Annotated in this window: 14 protein-coding genes; 4 read left to right on the forward strand and 10 right to left on the reverse strand. The window is 70.0% G+C overall.

The features are described 5' to 3' along the window. Window positions 1-11: 11 nt before the first annotated feature. The 9 genes from DEW08_RS12760 to DEW08_RS12800 all read right to left on the reverse strand — a co-directional run bounded on the left by DEW08_RS12760 (window position 12) and on the right by DEW08_RS12800 (window position 9,190). On the reverse strand, window positions 12-1,646 hold the full coding sequence (locus DEW08_RS12760) for an NTP transferase domain-containing protein (RefSeq protein ID WP_109327645.1): 1,635 nt from the start codon (window positions 1,644-1,646) through the stop codon (window positions 12-14). 15 nt (window positions 1,647-1,661) lie between these two features. Beyond that, a complete protein-coding gene (locus tag DEW08_RS12765) occupies window positions 1,662-2,375 on the reverse strand; it encodes an XdhC family protein (RefSeq protein WP_109327647.1) in 714 nt (237 codons plus the stop codon). Beyond that, window positions 2,372-2,701 carry an XdhC family protein gene (locus DEW08_RS12770; protein WP_168220355.1) on the reverse strand — a complete coding sequence of 110 codons (330 nt, stop codon included), beginning with the start codon at window positions 2,699-2,701 and terminating at the stop codon, window positions 2,372-2,374. The genes DEW08_RS12765 and DEW08_RS12770 overlap by 4 nt, the downstream gene beginning before the upstream one ends. Further along, window positions 2,698-3,933 carry a vWA domain-containing protein gene (locus tag DEW08_RS12775; RefSeq protein WP_109327649.1) on the reverse strand — a complete coding sequence of 412 codons (1,236 nt, stop codon included), beginning with the start codon at window positions 3,931-3,933 and terminating at the stop codon, window positions 2,698-2,700. The genes DEW08_RS12770 and DEW08_RS12775 overlap by 4 nt, the downstream gene beginning before the upstream one ends. Beyond that, entirely contained in the window at window positions 3,930-4,865 is a 936-nt protein-coding gene (locus tag DEW08_RS12780) for an AAA family ATPase (RefSeq protein ID WP_109327651.1), read from the reverse strand. The genes DEW08_RS12775 and DEW08_RS12780 overlap by 4 nt, the downstream gene beginning before the upstream one ends. Window positions 4,866-4,996: 131 nt before the next feature. Beyond that, window positions 4,997-5,320, reverse strand: coding sequence for a hypothetical protein (locus tag DEW08_RS12785; RefSeq protein ID WP_109327653.1), 324 nt, complete (start codon window positions 5,318-5,320; stop codon window positions 4,997-4,999). A 115-nt stretch (window positions 5,321-5,435) separates the two neighbouring features. Then, on the reverse strand, window positions 5,436-6,227 hold the full coding sequence (locus DEW08_RS12790) for an FAD binding domain-containing protein (RefSeq protein ID WP_109327655.1): 792 nt from the start codon (window positions 6,225-6,227) through the stop codon (window positions 5,436-5,438). A gap of 11 nt (window positions 6,228-6,238) precedes the next feature. Continuing rightward, window positions 6,239-8,626 carry a xanthine dehydrogenase family protein molybdopterin-binding subunit gene (locus DEW08_RS12795; protein ID WP_109327657.1) on the reverse strand — a complete coding sequence of 796 codons (2,388 nt, stop codon included), beginning with the start codon at window positions 8,624-8,626 and terminating at the stop codon, window positions 6,239-6,241. Between the two features lie 63 nt (window positions 8,627-8,689). After that, the gene (locus DEW08_RS12800; RefSeq protein WP_109327660.1) at window positions 8,690-9,190 is read right to left on the reverse strand and encodes a (2Fe-2S)-binding protein; all 501 of its coding nucleotides are present in this window, start codon (window positions 9,188-9,190) and stop codon (window positions 8,690-8,692) included. A gap of 326 nt (window positions 9,191-9,516) precedes the next feature. Here DEW08_RS12800 and DEW08_RS12805 point away from each other — a divergent pair, with 326 nt between their 5' ends. The 4 genes from DEW08_RS12805 (at window position 9,517) to DEW08_RS12820 (ending at window position 14,520) form a co-directional block, all read left to right on the forward strand. After that, the gene (locus tag DEW08_RS12805) at window positions 9,517-10,470 is read left to right on the forward strand and encodes a TAXI family TRAP transporter solute-binding subunit (protein WP_109327662.1); all 954 of its coding nucleotides are present in this window, start codon (window positions 9,517-9,519) and stop codon (window positions 10,468-10,470) included. A gap of 25 nt (window positions 10,471-10,495) precedes the next feature. Beyond that, entirely contained in the window at window positions 10,496-12,589 is a 2,094-nt protein-coding gene (locus DEW08_RS12810) for a TRAP transporter permease (protein ID WP_109327664.1), read from the forward strand. Window positions 12,590-12,599: 10 nt separating this feature from the next. Next, on the forward strand, window positions 12,600-13,004 hold the full coding sequence (locus tag DEW08_RS12815) for a DUF1850 domain-containing protein (protein WP_109327666.1): 405 nt from the start codon (window positions 12,600-12,602) through the stop codon (window positions 13,002-13,004). Window positions 13,005-13,074: 70 nt separating this feature from the next. After that, window positions 13,075-14,520, forward strand: coding sequence for a sodium:proton antiporter (locus DEW08_RS12820; protein ID WP_109327668.1), 1,446 nt, complete (start codon window positions 13,075-13,077; stop codon window positions 14,518-14,520). A 28-nt stretch (window positions 14,521-14,548) separates the two neighbouring features. On the opposite strand, the gene mazG is transcribed toward DEW08_RS12820, so the two are convergent. Next, on the reverse strand, window positions 14,549-15,358 hold the full coding sequence (mazG, locus tag DEW08_RS12825) for a nucleoside triphosphate pyrophosphohydrolase (RefSeq protein WP_109327670.1): 810 nt from the start codon (window positions 15,356-15,358) through the stop codon (window positions 14,549-14,551). Window positions 15,359-15,417: the final 59 nt, after the last annotated feature.

Consider the following 15,417-nt stretch of genomic DNA (forward strand, 5'->3'; position numbering starts at 1 on the left):
GCGGCGCGGGGTCAGCCGGCCGTCCGCAACTGCGCCAGCAGGTCCGGCGTGTCGACGTCGAACAGGACGCCGGCATCGTCCACCGGCACCTCGCACAGCCGGTCGGCGTGGGCGCCGATCAGCCGCTTGGCCCCGGCATCGCCGCTCAGCGCCGCCATCTCGGCGAAGAAGCCGCGGTCCCACAGGACGGGGTTGCCCTGCTTTCCCTGGATCGTCGGGATGCAGATCGCCCGGCCCTCCAGGGGGTTGTAGGCGGCGATCAGCCGGTCGATCACCGCGGCGGATACCAGCGGCATGTCGCCCAGGCACACCACCACCCCGTCGGCATCGCCGGGCACGGCGGCCAGCCCGGCGCGCAGCGAACTGCTCAGCCCCTCGGCGAAGGAGGGGTTGTGGACCAGCGTGACGCGCCGGTCGGCCAGGGCGGCGCCGACCGCCTCCCCCTGGTGGCCGGTCACCACGATGACCTGGACGGCCTGGGACGCCAGGACCGCATCCACCGTCCGGGCGACGAGCGGGCGGCCCTCCACCTCGGCCAGCAGCTTGTTGGTGCCGCCCATGCGGCTCGACCGGCCGGCGGCAAGGACCAGGGCGGCGATGCGCGGGGCGCGCGGCGCCTCGGTGACGCCGGCCCGCGGCAGGGGACGGGTCGGAATCTCGGCGAGCAGGCCACCGAGCCCCATGCGCATGACGTCCTGCCGCGTCACCGGCAGGCCGGCGGCGATGCGCTGGAGCACCCAGTCGAAGCCGTTCAGCTTGGGCGAGCGGGCACAGCCCGGCAGGCCCAGCACGGGCATCCCGCCCAACCGGGCGAGCAGCAGCAGGTTGCCCGGATCGACCGGCATGCCGAAATGCTCGACGCTGCCTCCGGCCAGGGAGATTCCGGCCGGCAGCACGTCGCGCCGGTCGGTGATCGCCGAGGCTCCGGCGATCAGCAGCAGGCCGAGCGGTGCCTGTCCGGCCGCGCCCCGCTCGGCGAGGAGAGAGCCGATGCAGGTGGCGAGCGCCCCATCCTCGTGATCGCAGCGCGTCTCGACCATCAGGCGGCCGCCCAGCGCCTCCAGCCGCTCGGCGGTGACCGCGACGGTCTTGTCGAGCACGCTGTCCTTCATGCCCGGCAGGCGGGTCTGGATCAGCCCGGCCGCCAGCGATCCGAAGGGCTTCACCGACAGGGGCGGGTCGCCGGCCGCGAGCGCCTCGGCAGACGCGACGGTCGCCTCGGGAGCGGCGAAAGGGATGATCTTGACGGTCGCCACCATCTGCCCCGGCTCGACCGGCGAGAAGGCGGGCAGGGTGGCGACGGTGACGCTCTCGTCCAGCAGGTTGATCGCGTCGATCCGTCCGCCGTCGAGCACCAGCAGGCCACGGGTCGCCGCGAAGAGGTTGACGCGGCCGGTGAAGGCGGCGCCGGCCGTGACGTTCCCGCCCGCCAGCACCGCCGCGATGCGGGTCGCCGCGGCATCCTCGCCGAGATCGCCGGGGCCGAGCCTGGCGGCGGTGACATGGGTGACGCCGGCCTCGGCCAGGGTGGCGAGGTCGGCGGCGGTGAGGACGCGCCCCTTCTTGAAGACGGCCCGCCCGTGCCGCAGCGAATGCGCCAGGATGGCGCCTTCGGCATCGCTCAGCGGCAGGGGGCCGAACTCCATCGGGTCAGGGCTCCGTCAGCAGGGATGGCGCTCCCCGCGGCGCGCGCAGGTGATCTGCGCCATGATCGACAGGGCGATTTCCGGCGGAGTGACGGCGCCGATCGACAGGCCGACCGGCCCGCGGATGCGCATCACCTCGGCCTCGCTCAGCCCCATGTCGCGCAGCCGGTCGAGCCGCTTGGCATGGGTGCGCTTGCTGCCCAGCGCCCCGACATAGAAGGCGGGCGAGCGCAGAGCGGCCACCAGGGCCGGGTCGTCCAGCTTGGGATCGTGGGTCAGCACGACCACGGCGGTGCGGCCGTCCGGCTTCAGCGCGGCGAGCGCCTCGTCCGGCCAGTCGGTGTTCAGGGTGACGCCGGGGAACCGCTCCGCCGAGGCGAAGGCGGTGCGCGGGTCGATGACCGTGACGTCGTAGCCGGTCAGCCGGGCGACGGGGGCCAGCGCCTGGGCGATGTGCACGGCGCCGACGACGAAGAGCCGCATCGGCGGATTGTTGACCTGGACGAACAGGCGATCCTCGTCGCCCGCCATGTCCTCCATCATGCCGGAACGGTCCTGGCGCAGGCGGCAGCGCACCTCCTCCAGCCGCGGCTCCTCCAGCGAGAAGGCGCCGTGCACGGCATCATGGAAGACCAGGGTCTGCAGGCCGGTCGCAAGGTCGGTGACCAGCGCGACCGGAGTGCCGGCGGTCTTGGCCGCCAGCAGCCGTTCAAGGATGTCGCGTTTCATTCCACCGCCTCGACATAGACCTGCACCTGCCCGCCGCAGGCCAGCCCGACTTCCCAAGCCATCTCGTTGGTCACGCCGAAGGAGAGCAGGCGCGGCTCGCCGTCCTGCATGGTCTTCCGCGCCTCGTGCGCGACGGCCCCTTCGATGCAGCCGCCGGAGACCGATCCGGCCATGGCGCCGGCCTCGTCGACCGCCATCTGGCTGCCGACCGGGCGGGGCGACGAGCCCCAGGTGGACACCACCGTCGCCAACGCGACCCTGCGGCCCTGCGCCCGCCAAGCGGCGGCCCGCTCCAATATGTCGTCCGCCATCAGGGTGTCGCTCATCCTGCCGCCTCCTTCAACCACCGGCGCATGCCCTCATGCCTGCGCGGACCCTCGCGCGACAGGACGTCGGCTAGTTCCGCCAGGCTGTTCAGGCTGTGCGCGGCACGAAAATCGTCCACATGCGGCAGCAGCGCCCGGATTCCCGATGATTTCGGGGCGAACCCCTCCCAACGCAACAAAGGGTTCAGCCAGACGAGCCGCCGACAGCTTTTGTGCAACCGATCAGCCTCGTCTGCAAGCCCTTCCCCTGCATCCCTGTCCAGCCCGTCGGTAATGAGAAGGACGATGGCCCCCTGGCCCAGCACCCGCCGCGCCCACACGCGGTTGAAGCTGCGCAGCGCCGAGCCGATGCGGGTGCCGCCCGACCAGTCGGCGACGGCCTGCGACACCGCGTCCACCGCGACATCCACGTCCTTGTGCCGCAGGTGGCGGGTGATGTTGGTCAGCCGGGTTCCGAAGACGAAGCTGTGGACGCGGTCGCGGTCGTTGGTCACCGCATGCATGAAGTGCAGCAGCATGCGGGAATAGCGGGTCATCGAGCCGGAGATGTCGCACAGCACCACCAGCGGCGGCGGCCTGGTGCGGCGCCGGCGGCGGGCGAGGTCGGTGAGGTCGCCGCCGGCGCGCAGCATGCGGCGCAGCGTCGCACGCGGGTCCACCCGCGGCCCGGAGGGGTCGGGGCGGAAGCGGCGGGTGGTCGCCTCGGCCACCGGCAGGGCGATGCGGGCCAGCATGCGCTTGGCCTCCGCCATCTCCGCCGCGGTCATCGTCTCGAAGTCCTTGGACTGCAGCCGTTCGGCGGCGGAGACGGTGAAGGAGGCCTCCAGCTCGATCTCCGTCTTCTCCGGCGCCTCGACCCCCGGTGCGGCCTCGCGCAGGGCATCGGCGACGCGCTGGGACATCTCCGGCTGGTTGGTCGTCGCCTCCGTCCGCACGGTCGGCAGCATCATCGCCATCATCCGTTTCAGGATGTCGGGATTGCGCCAGAAGACATGGAAGGCCTGGTCGAACAGCTCGCTCTGGTCGTGGCGGGTGACGAGGACGGCGTGCAGCGCCCAGTAGAAGTCGGCGCGGTTGCCGAGCCCGACCGCCTCCACCGCCTCGATCGCCTCCAGCAGCTTGCCCGGCCCGACCGGCAGGCCGGCGGCGCGCAGCGCGCGGGCGAAGTGCATGAGGTTGAGGGCGAGGCGGTCGCCGGGCTTGCGCGCGGCCGGGGTGTCGGCGGCGCTCATCGCGCGGTGGTCGCGGCCAGCTCGGTCTTGACCTGCGCCAGGATGCGTGCTGCCTCGCTGCCCTGGATGCGGGCGATGTCGTCCTGGTACTTCAGCAGCGTGCCGAGCGTGTCGTTGATGACCGTCGGCTCCAGCTCGAGCTGGTTGAGTTCGACCAGGGCCTGGGCCCAGTCCAGCGTCTCCGCGACCCCGGGGGCCTTGTAGAGGTCCATCCCGCGCAGCGACTGGACGAAGCCGACGACCTGGGCGGCCAGCCGGGCGTCGGCCTGCGGCGCCTTCACCGCCAGGATCTCGCGCTCGCGCGCCGCCGAGGGGTAATCGACCCAGTGGTAGAAGCAGCGCCGCTTCAGCGCGTCGTGAATCTCGCGGGTGCGGTTGGAGGTCAGGATGACGATCGGCGGCTCGGCGGCGCGGATCGTGCCGTATTCCGGGATGCTGACCTGGAAGTCCGAGAGGATCTCCAGCAGATAGGCCTCGAAGGGCTCGTCGGTGCGGTCCAGCTCGTCGATCAGCAGGACGGGCGGACCGGCGAGGTCGGGCTCCAGCGCCTGGAGCAGCGGTCGCTTGACCAGGAAGCGGTCGGAGAACAGGTCGGCCGACAGCGCGTCCCGGTCGCGGTCACCCGTCGCCTCCGCCAACCGGATCTCCATCATCTGGCGGGCGTAGTTCCACTCATAGACCGCGGCGGCGGCGTCCAGCCCCTCGTAGCACTGCAGCCGCAGCAGCTTCCTCCCCAGCGTGGCGGAGAGGACCTTGGCGATCTCCGTCTTGCCGACGCCGGCCTCGCCCTCCAGGAACAGCGGCCGCCTCAGCTTCAGCGCGAGATAGAGCGATGTGGCCAGCGAGCGGTCGGCGACGTAGCTGCCGCCCGTCAGCAGATCCAGCGTGGCATCGACGGAGGCGGGGAGGGGGGCGGGACGAGGATTGGGCATGAGGGGATGCGCCGTACCGTGGGTAAGTGTTCGACCTCTCCAACATCATCGCGCCGCAAAAAGCGTCGACACCGTCGGTGAGGCAGGGGAGGCGGCCCGGATGGCGTCGGGGAACGCCGGTGCCGGTGCGGTCAGTGGAACGCCGGGCGCTGGTGGGTCAGATCGCCGCCTCCCCTGGAGAAGAGCATCGTCAGTTGCCCCGACAGGTCCTGCTCGGACTCCGCCCAGTCGCCCGCGGCGGGCCGGTCCAGGATGAACCCGGCCTCGACAAGGGAGCGTGCGAACGCCTCGGCGCGGTTGGCTGGAATGACGAACGCGATCATGGCCATGACGTCCGAGAGCAGGTTGTGGTCCTCGATCCATCCCCCGGCCGCCGAAATCGCGTCGCCGGCCGTCTTCAGGGCGGCATGCCGTTCCGTGTGAACCACCGCCTCCAGCCTCAGACAGCGTCTCATGGCGAGTTTCCCGTTCCGCGACAGACCAGCGGAGGATGGGCGGCGACCGCAGCGACGTCAACCCGAGGGTGGGCGGCCGGTCGGGCGGGGGTGTCGTGCCCCCGCCCGAAGGTCATCACCCCGCCGCCTCCACCGCCCGCTTCGCCATGACGGTGACGAGGTGGGCGCGGTAGTCGGCGCTGGCGTGGATGTCGGCGTTCAGGCCGTCGGACGGCACGGTGATGCCGTCGAGCGCGCCGGCGCGGAAGTCGGCGGCCAGCGCCGCTTCCATGTCGGTGGCCCGGAAGACGGAACCGGCCGCACCGGTCACCGCGACGCGCACCTCCGCCCCGAACCGCGCGACATAGACGCCGACGATGGCGTAGCGGCTGGCCGGGTTGCGGAACTTGGCGTAGGCCGCCTTGTCCGGCCGGCGGAAGCTGACGGCGGTGAGGACCTCCTCCGGTTCCAGCGCGGTCTCGAACATGCCGGTGAAGAAGTCGTCGCCGGCGATCTCGCGCCGGTCGGTGCGGACCGTCGCCTTCAGCGCCACCACGGCCGAGGGATAGTCGGCCGAGGGGTCGGCGTTGGCGATCGACCCGCCCATGGTGCCGAGATTGCGCACCTGCCGGTCGCCGATCCCCTCGGCCAGCGCGGCCAGCGACGGGATGACGCGCTTGACGAGGTCGGAATGGGCGACCTCGGCATGGCGGGTGAAGGCGCCGATCTCCAGCCCGTCGGCGGTCTCGCGGATGCCCTTCAGCTCGGGCACGCCGCTGAGATCGACCAGCAGGCTGGGGCGGGCGAGCCGCTGCTTGAGCGTCGGCAGCAGGGTCTGGCCGCCGCCGAGCAGCTTGGCGTCTTCCGTCTTAAGGGCCGCCAGCGCGTCGGCGACGGTGCGGGGCCGTTGGTACGAGAATGCGTACATGGGCTTCTCCTTTACTCCGCAGCCATGGCCGGCGTGGCGGCCTGGATGGCGCGCCAGACCTTCTCGGGCGTGGCGGGCATGTCGAGGTGGGTGATGCCGTGGTCCGACAGGGCGTCCATCACCGCGTTCATCACGGCGGCCGAGGCGCCGATGGTCCCGGCCTCGCCGCAGCCCTTCACGCCCAGCGGGTTGTGGGTGCAGGGCTGGTCCTCGTGATAGGCCACGGTGAAGGACGGCACGTCGTCCGCCCGCGGCATGCAGTAGTCCATGTAGGAGCCGGTGATGAGCTGGCCGGACTCGTCATAGACGCAGTTCTCGAACAGCGCCTGGCCGATGCCCTGGACGATGCCGCCATGCACCTGCCCCTCGACGATCAGCGGGTTGATGACCCGGCCGAAATCGTCCACCGCGGTGAAGGCGACGACCTGGGTGACGCCGGTCTCCGGATCGATCTCCACCTCGCAGACGTGGCAGCCGTTGGGATAGGTGAAGTTCTTCGGGTCGTAGAAGGCCTGCTCGTCCAGGCCGGGCTCCAGCTCGTCGAGCGGGAAGTTGTGCGGGACATAGGCCTGCAGCGCGATGTCGCCGATGCCCAGCGCCTTGTCGGTGCCGGCGACGGTGAAGCGGCCGTCCTTCACCTCGATGTCGGTCTCGGCGGCCTCCAGCATGTGGGCGGCGATCTTCTTCGCCTTGCGCTCCACCTTGTCCATCGCCTTCACGAGCGCCGAACCGCCGACCGCCAGCGAGCGGGAGCCGTAGGTGCCCATGCCGAAGGGGATCCTGCTGGTGTCGCCGTGGACGATCTCGACATTCTCGATCGGGATGCCGAAGCGGTCGGCGACGAGCTGGGCGAAGGTCGTCTCGTGGCCCTGGCCGTGGCTGTGGGCGCCGGTGAAGACGGTGACCGAGCCGGTGGGGTGGAAGCGCACCTCGGCGCATTCATAGAGCCCGGCACGGGCGCCGAGCGCGCCGGCGACGTTGCTCGGCGCGATGCCGCAGGCCTCGATGTAGGTGGCGAAGCCGATGCCGCGCAGCTTGCCGCGGGCACGGGCCGCCGCCTTGCGGGCGGGGAAGCCGGCGTAGTCCACCATCGGCAGCGCCATGTCGAGGTTCTTGGCGAAGTCGCCGGTGTCGTACTGCAGGGCCACCGGGGTCTGGTACGGCATCGCCGCGGCGGGGATGAAGTTGCGGCGGCGGATCTCCGCCTTGTCCAGCCCGACCACGCCGGCCGCCACGTCGACCAGCCGCTCGATCAGGTAGCAGGCCTCGGGACGGCCGGCGCCGCGGTAGGCGTCGACCGGGGCGGTGTTGGTGAAGACCGCCTTCACCTCGGCATAGATCGCCGGGGTCTTGTACTGGCCGGCGAGCAGCGTGGCATAGAGGTAGGTCGGAATGGACGGCGCGAAGGTCGAGAGATAGGCGCCGAGGTTGGCCAGGGTGGAGACGCGCAGCGCCAGGAAGTTGCCGTCGCGGTCCATCGCCAGCTCGGCATGGCTGACATGGTCGCGGCCGTGGGCGTCGGTCAGGAAGCTCTCCGAGCGGTCGGCGGTCCACTTCACCGGCCGGCCGACCTTGCGGGCCGCCCAGGTCACCGAGGCCTCTTCGCCGTAGTGGAAGATCTTCGACCCGAAACCGCCGCCGACATCCGGCGCCACCACCCGCAGCTTGTGCTCGGGGATGCCCAGCACGAAGGCGCCCATCAGCAGGCGGATGACGTGCGGATTCTGGCTGGTGGTGGTCAGCGTGTACTCGCCGGTCGCTGCGTCGAACTCGCCCAGCGCCGAGCGCGGCTCCATGGCGTTGGGGACGAGCCGGTTGTTGACGAGGTCGATGGTCGCGACATGCGCGGCCTGGGCGAAGGCCGCGTCCACCGCCGCCTTGTCGCCGAGGTGCCAGTCGTAGCAGAGGTTGCCCGGCGCATCGTCATGGACCAGCGCGGCCGAGGCGTCGGACGCGGCGGTGGAGGAGGCGACCGCCGGCAGCTCCTCGTAATCGACCATCACCAGCTCCGCGGCGTCGCGGGCGGCGTCGCGGCTCTCGGCGATCACCATCGCCACCGCGTCGCCGACATAGCGCACGCGGTCGCGCGCCAGCGGGTAGTGCGGCGGCTCCTTCATCGGCGAGCCGTCCTTGGAGTGGATCTGCCAGCCGCAGGGCAGGCTGCCCACATTGTCCGCCGCCATGTCGGCGCCGGTCAGCACCGCGACGACGCCGGGGGCGGCCAGCGCCTCCGTCGCGTCGATGCCGGCGACCCTGGCATGGGCGTGGGGGGAGCGGACGAAGACCGCATGGGTCATGCTCGGCCGCTTGAAATCGTCGGTGTAGCTGCCTCGACCGGTCAGGAAACGCGCATCTTCCCGGCGGCGCACGGAGGCGCCGATGCCGTTGGGGTTGGCCATAACTTGATTCCTCCCGTAGGAAACCTCGCCTTCGGTCCTGCTCGCGCCTTGCCCGTACGCTTGTTATTCGGCGGCCACCGGGGCGGGTGCCGCCGTCTTCATCGCCTCGGCCCCCGCCTGCACCGCCTTGACGATGTTGTGGTAGCCGGTGCAGCGGCAGATGTTGCCTTCCAGCCCGTCGCGGATGTCCTGCTCGGTCGGGTTCGGGGTGTTGGCGACGAGATCGACGGCGCTCATCACCATGCCCGGCGTGCAGAAGCCGCACTGCAGGCCGTGATGCTCGCGGAAGGCCGCCTGCATCGGGTGCAGCGTGCCGTCGGCGGCGGCCAGCCCCTCGATCGTGGTGATGCTGGCGCCGTCGGCCTGGACCGCCAGGATCGTGCAGGACTTGACCGAGCGGCCGTCGAGATGGACGACGCAGGCGCCGCACTGGCTGGTGTCGCAGCCGATGTGGGTTCCGGTCAGGCCCAGATGGTCGCGCAGGAAACTGACGAGGAGGGTGCGCTCCTCCACCTCGCGCGAGACCGTCTTGCCGTTGACGGTGATCGTAACGGTACTCGGCATGTCGTTCCTCCCTCCAAGGTCCGGACCCGTGTCCGGCGGGTCTCGAGTCGTGTCGGCGGCCGGTCCCGGCTTGTCCCCGGCGGCGCGTTCGGCCGTGCCATGCCAAGCATAGGGGATCACCACCCGTTTTGGTCAAGGTTCCGAACAGTCCGTGAGACGAAAGAATCGGACCGGGGCCGTCCCGCTATCGGATTGTACGTACTGGCGCGCTATTTTGGCCCGCGTTACAGTGGCTTGGGAAACCATACGCCCCGGGATGTGCGCCTGCATGTCCGCGACTCCGCGCGAAGAACGCGCCCATGAACAACGTCTTGGGAGGACACCCGATGAAACGCCTGCTCGCCGCGGTCGGACTCTGCCTGATCGCCTCGTCTCCGGTCGCCAGCACCCAGGCCAGGGCCGAATCCTTCATCACCGTCCTGACCGGCGGCACGAGCGGCGTCTATTACCCGCTGGGGGTGGCGCTCTCCAACATCTACGGCAAGGCCCTGCCGGGCGCCAAGGTGACCGCCCAGGCGACCAAGGCATCGGTCGAGAACCTGAACCTTCTGCAGGCCGGGCGCGGCGAGATCGGCTTCACGCTCGGCGATTCGCTGGGCGACGCCTGGAAGGGCAACGAGGAGGCCGGCTTCAAGAGCAAGCTGGACAAGCTGCGGACCATCGCCGCCATCTATCCCAACTACATCCAGGTGGTCGCCAGCAAGGAATCGGGCATCAGGACCCTGGCCGACCTGAAGGGCAAGCGCGTGTCGGTCGGCGCGCCGAAGTCGGGGACGGAGCTGAACGCGCGCGCCATCTTCGGCGCCGCCGGCCTGACCTACAAGGACTTCGCCAAGACCGAGTATCTGCCCTTCGGCGAATCGGTGGATCTGATCAAGAACCGCCAGCTCGACGCCACGCTGATCTCCGCCGGGCTGGGCGTGGCGGCGATCAAGGACCTGTCGTCCTCGCAGGAGGTCACCATCGTGTCGATCCCGGCCGAGGTGGTGCAGAAGGTCGGCGATGACGCCTACATCGCGGAGACGGTGCCGGCCAACACCTATCCCGGCCAGACCGAGGCCGTGCCGACCGCCGCCGTCCGCAACCTGCTGGTCAGCCATTCCGGCGTCTCGGACGAGGCGGCCTATGCCATGACCAGGACGCTGTTCGAGAATCTCGACGCGCTGGCCGCCGCCCACGTCGCGGCGAAGCAGATCAAGCTGGACCCGGCCGCCACCCGGTCGCCGGTGCCCCTGCACCCCGGAGCGATCAGGTTCTACAAGGAAAAGGGCCTGATGTAAGCGCCGCGCCCCCGGAGTCCTTCTGTTGACTGCCAAGCAGAGCGAGGCGGACGCCCAGATCCGCCAGGCGATCGACCGCGAGAATCCGGCAACCGTCGCGGCCTTCGAGGGCTTCGACGGCAAGCTCGTCTTCGCGATCGCGGTCGCCTTCTCGGCCTTCCAGATCTGGACGGCGGCGTTCAACCCGCTGTCCACCGTCGTGGTGCGGTCGATCCATGTCGGATTCCTGCTGCTGATGACCTTCACCCTGTTCGGGTTCCGCAAGGTGGGCGAGCGGCGGCGGGTTCCCTGGTACGACTGGCTTCTCGGCCTCGGCGCCTTCGCCATCGGGCTCTACCACTATGTCTTCGAGGTTGACCTGATCCAGCGGGCCGGCGATCCCAGCGGCGCCGACATCGCCGTCGGCATCGTCGCGGTGGCGCTGGTGTTCGAGGCGGCCCGGCGGATCATGGGGCTGGCGCTGCCGATCCTCTGCGGCGTCTTCATCCCTTATGCGCTGTTCGGCCGGTCGCTGCCCTTCGGGCTGGCCCATCGCGGCTACGACCTGGACCAGGTGATCGACACGCTGTTCCTGTCGACCGAGGGCATCTACGGCACGCCGACCTTCGTTTCCTCCACCTACATCTTCCTGTTCATCCTGTTCGGCGCCTTCCTGGAGCGGGCCGGGATGATCAAGCTGTTCAACGACGTCTCGCTCGGGCTGGTCGGCCACGCCAGGGGCGGGCCGGCCAAGGTGGCGGTGATCTCCTCCGGATTCATGGGGACGATCAACGGGTCGGGTGTCGCCAATGTGCTGACGACGGGCCAGTTCACCATCCCGCTGATGATGCGCTTCGGCTATCGCCCGGCCTTCGCCGGTGCCGTGGAGGCGACAGCCAGCATGGGGGGGCAGCTCATGCCGCCGGTGATGGGGGCCGCCGCCTTCATCATGGCGGAGACCATCGGCGTGCCCTACAGCCAGGTCGCCCTGGCCGCGACCATCCCGGCGATCCTCTATTTCGGCAGCGCCTTCTGGATGGTTCATCTGGAAGCCGGGATGCGCAACCTGGTCGGCCTGCCGAAGGACCAGTGCCCGAGCGCCTCGCGGGCGCTGGTGGAAGGCTGGTACCTGATCCTGCCGCTGGCGGCGCTGGTCTATCTGCTGTTCGCCGGCTTCACGCCGCTGTTCGCCGGCGTCATCGGCATCGCGGCGACGGTGGCGCTGATCCTGGGGATGCGGGTGGTCACGACGATCGGGCCGGTGGTACTGCGCGCCCTGTTCTGGATCGCGCTCGGGCTGGCCGCCGCCGCGCTGTGGCGGGCCGGATTGCGGACCGAGCATCTGGCCTTCGCCTTGGTCGCCCTGCTGGTGGTGCCCTGCCTGCTGTTCAAGGGCGGGCGGGAGACGCTGGCGCTGGTCGTCCATGCCGCCGCGGACGGTGCGCGCAACGCCATCGGCGTCGGCATCGCCTGCGCGTTGGTCGGTGTGCTGATCGGCATGATGACGCTGACGGGCCTCGCCTCCAGCTTCGCGACGACCATCGTGAACTGGTCCGGCGGCAGCCTGCTGGCGGCGCTGGTGCTGACCATGGTCACCTGCATCGTGCTGGGCACCGGCCTGCCGACCACCGCGAACTACATCATCACCGCCTCGATCGCGGCACCGGCCCTGCTGACCATGGGGGTGCCGCTGATCGTCAGCCACATGTTCGTCTTCTACTTCGGCATCATGGCCGACCTGACACCGCCGGTGGCGCTCGCGGCACTCGCCGCCTCGTCCATCTGCCGGGCCGGGCACATGCAGATCGGCTTCATCGCCACGCGCATCGCCATGGCCGGCTATGTCGTGCCCTTCATGGCGGTCTACGATCCGGCGCTGGTGCTGCAGAGCGGCGACTGGATGGCCGTCGCCTACATCTTCGTGAAGGCCTGCATCGCCATCGGCCTGTGGGGCGCTGCCGCCATCGGGTTCTTCTGGACGCCGCTGAACTGGGCGGAGCGGGGCCTCGCCACCGCGGGCGCCTTCCTGTTCGTCGTCGCCCTCCCGATCACCGACGAGGTGGCGTTCGCCGTGACCGCGTTGTTCGTCCTCTGGCAGTATCGCCGCCGCAAGGGCGTGCAGGCGGCCCAGCCGGCATGACGGCCGGCCGGTGAGCACGGCGCTGTGCATCGCGGCGCTGGGCGGCGCGGTTTTGGCGAGCCTGCCGGGGCCGCTCGTCACCCTGTCCTGGACCCACTCCGTCGAGAAGACGCAATGGCGGGAGGTCTGGCGGGTGGGGGAGGGGCTCCTTCATCCGGTGGAGGCCCGCGTGAAGGGGACGGGCGCCGGCATGGAACCCGGACCGGACGCCCGGCTGCGCGACGGCTGGCTGGTCTGGGTTCCGAACCTGCCGCCGCAGGAGCGGATCCTGCTGGCGGCCTCCGCCTTTACCGGCGACCACCGCCTCTGCGCAGGCGGGGAGTGCAGGGCGCTGTCCGGCTGGACCGGGCCACGGGCCGACGGGCCGGTCGAACTGCGCGCCTGCCGTGCCGGCGAGGCGCCTGCCCGGCCTTAAAGGCTTGCGGCCACGCCTTCGCTTTGCCAAACACTTACGACCCCTGATCATTTCCCATCCGGCTGAACCAATGACCCGAACCAGCGTCGCCCGCCTTCTTCCCCTCGCGGCCAGCGTCCTTCTGGCAGCCTGGCCCGGACCAGCCATGGCGGTGGAAGGGGCGGGGGTGCCGCATCTCGACGGGCGGGAGCTCGGAGTGCTGTGGGTGCTGCCCTTCGCCGGGATCCTGCTGTCGATCGCGCTGCTGCCGCTGATGGCGCCGGGGCTCTGGCACCACCATTTCGGCAAGATCGCCGCAGCCTGGGCGCTGGCCTTCCTGCTGCCCTTCGCCGCGGTGTTCGGGGTCGATCTGGCGGCCTACGAGCTGGCCCATACGGTGCTGCTGGAATACATACCCTTCATCGTGCTGCTGACAGCCCTGTTCACGGTGGCCGGCGGGGTCCGGATCGCCGGATCGCTGGTGGGAACGCCGCTCGCCAACACGCTGGGGCTGGCGCTGGGAACGGCGCTGGCCAGCCTGATGGGGACGACCGGGGCGTCGATGCTGCTGATCCGCCCGTTGCTGCGCGCCAACGAGCATCGCAAGCACAAGGTCCACACCGTCGTCTTCTTCATCTTCCTGGTGTCGAACGTCGGCGGATCGCTGACTCCGTTGGGCGACCCGCCGCTGTTCCTGGGCTTCCTGAAGGGCGTCGACTTCTTCTGGCCGACCGTCCACCTGCTGGCGCCGATGGGATTCCTGGCGGCCTGTCTGCTGGCGATCTATTTCGTGCTGGACGTCTGGCTGCACACCCGCGATCCCGGCAAGCACCCGCTGATCGAGGGGGTGCACGAGCGCGAGCCGGTACGGATCGAGGGGGCGGTCAACCTGCTGCTGCTGGTCGCCATCGTCGGCGCCGTCCTGCTGAGCGGCGTCTGGCATCCCGGCGTCGGCGTCACGATCTACCATGTGCCGGTGCCGCTGGAGACCATCGTCTCCCAGTTCCTGCTGATCGGGATCACGCTGCTGTCGCTGCGGCTGACCAGCAAGAAGAGCCGCAGCCTGAACGCCTTCAGCTGGGGGCCGATCCTGGAGGTGGCGAAGCTGTTCGCCGCCATCTTCCTGACCATCATCCCGGCCATCGCCATCCTGAAGGCCGGCACCGACGGGGCGCTGGGCGGCATCATCGCGGCGGTGAACGAGGGCGGACGGCCGAACCCGGCCGCCTATTTCTGGGCGACCGGGCTGCTGTCGAGCTTCCTCGACAACGCACCGACCTACCTGATCTTCTTCAACACGGCGGGAGGCGATGCGCAGGTTCTGATGACCGACCTGTCGGTGACGCTCGCCGCGATTTCCGCCGGGGCCGTCTTCATGGGCGCCAACAGCTATATCGGCAATGCCCCGAACTTCATGGTCAAGGCCATCGCCGAGGAGCGCGGCGTGGCGATGCCCAGCTTCTTCGGCTATCTGCTCTGGTCCTTCGGCATCCTGGTGCCGCTGTTCGTCCTGGTGACGCTGATCTTCTTCCGGTAAGGGCAGGGGCGGGCGGGGGCAGGCGGCATCAGCCCTCGCCCCGCTCCTCCCGCTTGGCCTGCTGCCAAAGTGCTTCCATCTCGTCCAGCGTGGCGTCCTGCGGCTTGCGGCCCTGGGCGGCCAGAAGCGCCTCGATCCGGTGGAAGCGGCGCTCGAACTTGGCGTTGGTGCCGCGCAGGGCCGTTTCCGGCTCCACCTTCAGGCGGCGGGCGAGGTTGACCAGGGCGAAGAGCAGGTCGCCCATCTCGTCCGCCACCCGCTCAGGGGCGGCATTCGCGTCCATTTCGGCGCGCAGTTCACCGATCTCCTCCTCGATCTTGTCGAGGATGTCGCGGGCGTCGGTCCAGTCGAAGCCGACGCGGGCAGCGCGATTCTGCAGTTTCAGCGCGCGGGTGAGGGCAGGGAGGCCGGTGATGACGCCCTCCAGCGCGGACGGGGCGCGCCCTTCCTCGGCGGCCTTGGCGGCGCGCTCGGCGGCCTTGTGCTCCTCCCAGCGGGAGGTCTGGTGGTCGGCCGTCTTCACCTCGTCGGCGCCGAAGACGTGGGGATGGCGGCGGATCATCTTGTCGGCGATGACGCCGGCCACCTCCTCGAAGTCGAACAGGCCTTCTTCCCGCGCCATCTGGCTGTAGTAGACGACCTGGAACAGCAGGTCGCCCAGCTCCTCGCGCAGGGCCGGCATATCATTCTTCTCGATCGCGTCGGCGACCTCGTAGGCCTCCTCGATCGTATGGGGGGCGATGCTGCGGTAGGTCTGCTCCAGGTCCCAGGGGCAGCCGCCGTTAGGGTCGCGCAGCCGCGCCATGACGTCGAGAAGCCGGTCGATGTTGCGGGACATGTGAATTCCGGTCACTGTTTGGACCGGCCGACCATAGCCCACACCCGGCGGTCTTGAGA

This window comes from Azospirillum thermophilum, assembly GCF_003130795.1.
Taxonomy (GTDB): Bacteria; Pseudomonadota; Alphaproteobacteria; order Azospirillales; family Azospirillaceae; genus Azospirillum; species Azospirillum thermophilum.

Bases quoted from the DNA above. Each gene is read 5' to 3' on its own strand.
- DEW08_RS12760 (WP_109327645.1), bottom strand. From the start codon at position 1,646: ATGGAGTTCGGCCCCCTGCCGCTGAGCGATGCCGAAGGCGCCATCCTG.
- DEW08_RS12765 (WP_109327647.1), bottom strand. From the start codon at position 2,375: ATGAAACGCGACATCCTTGAACGGCTGCTGGCGGCCAAGACCGCCGGC.
- DEW08_RS12770 (WP_168220355.1), bottom strand. From the start codon at position 2,701: ATGAGCGACACCCTGATGGCGGACGACATATTGGAGCGGGCCGCCGCT.
- DEW08_RS12775 (WP_109327649.1), bottom strand. From the start codon at position 3,933: ATGAGCGCCGCCGACACCCCGGCCGCGCGCAAGCCCGGCGACCGCCTC.
- DEW08_RS12780 (WP_109327651.1), bottom strand. From the start codon at position 4,865: ATGCCCAATCCTCGTCCCGCCCCCCTCCCCGCCTCCGTCGATGCCACG.
- DEW08_RS12785 (WP_109327653.1), bottom strand. From the start codon at position 5,320: ATGAGACGCTGTCTGAGGCTGGAGGCGGTGGTTCACACGGAACGGCAT.
- DEW08_RS12790 (WP_109327655.1), bottom strand. From the start codon at position 6,227: ATGTACGCATTCTCGTACCAACGGCCCCGCACCGTCGCCGACGCGCTG.
- DEW08_RS12795 (WP_109327657.1), bottom strand. From the start codon at position 8,626: ATGGCCAACCCCAACGGCATCGGCGCCTCCGTGCGCCGCCGGGAAGAT.
- DEW08_RS12800 (WP_109327660.1), bottom strand. From the start codon at position 9,190: ATGCCGAGTACCGTTACGATCACCGTCAACGGCAAGACGGTCTCGCGC.
- DEW08_RS12805 (WP_109327662.1), top strand. From the start codon at position 9,517: ATGAAACGCCTGCTCGCCGCGGTCGGACTCTGCCTGATCGCCTCGTCT.
- DEW08_RS12820 (WP_109327668.1), top strand. From the start codon at position 13,075: ATGACCCGAACCAGCGTCGCCCGCCTTCTTCCCCTCGCGGCCAGCGTC.
- mazG (WP_109327670.1), bottom strand. From the start codon at position 15,358: ATGTCCCGCAACATCGACCGGCTTCTCGACGTCATGGCGCGGCTGCGC.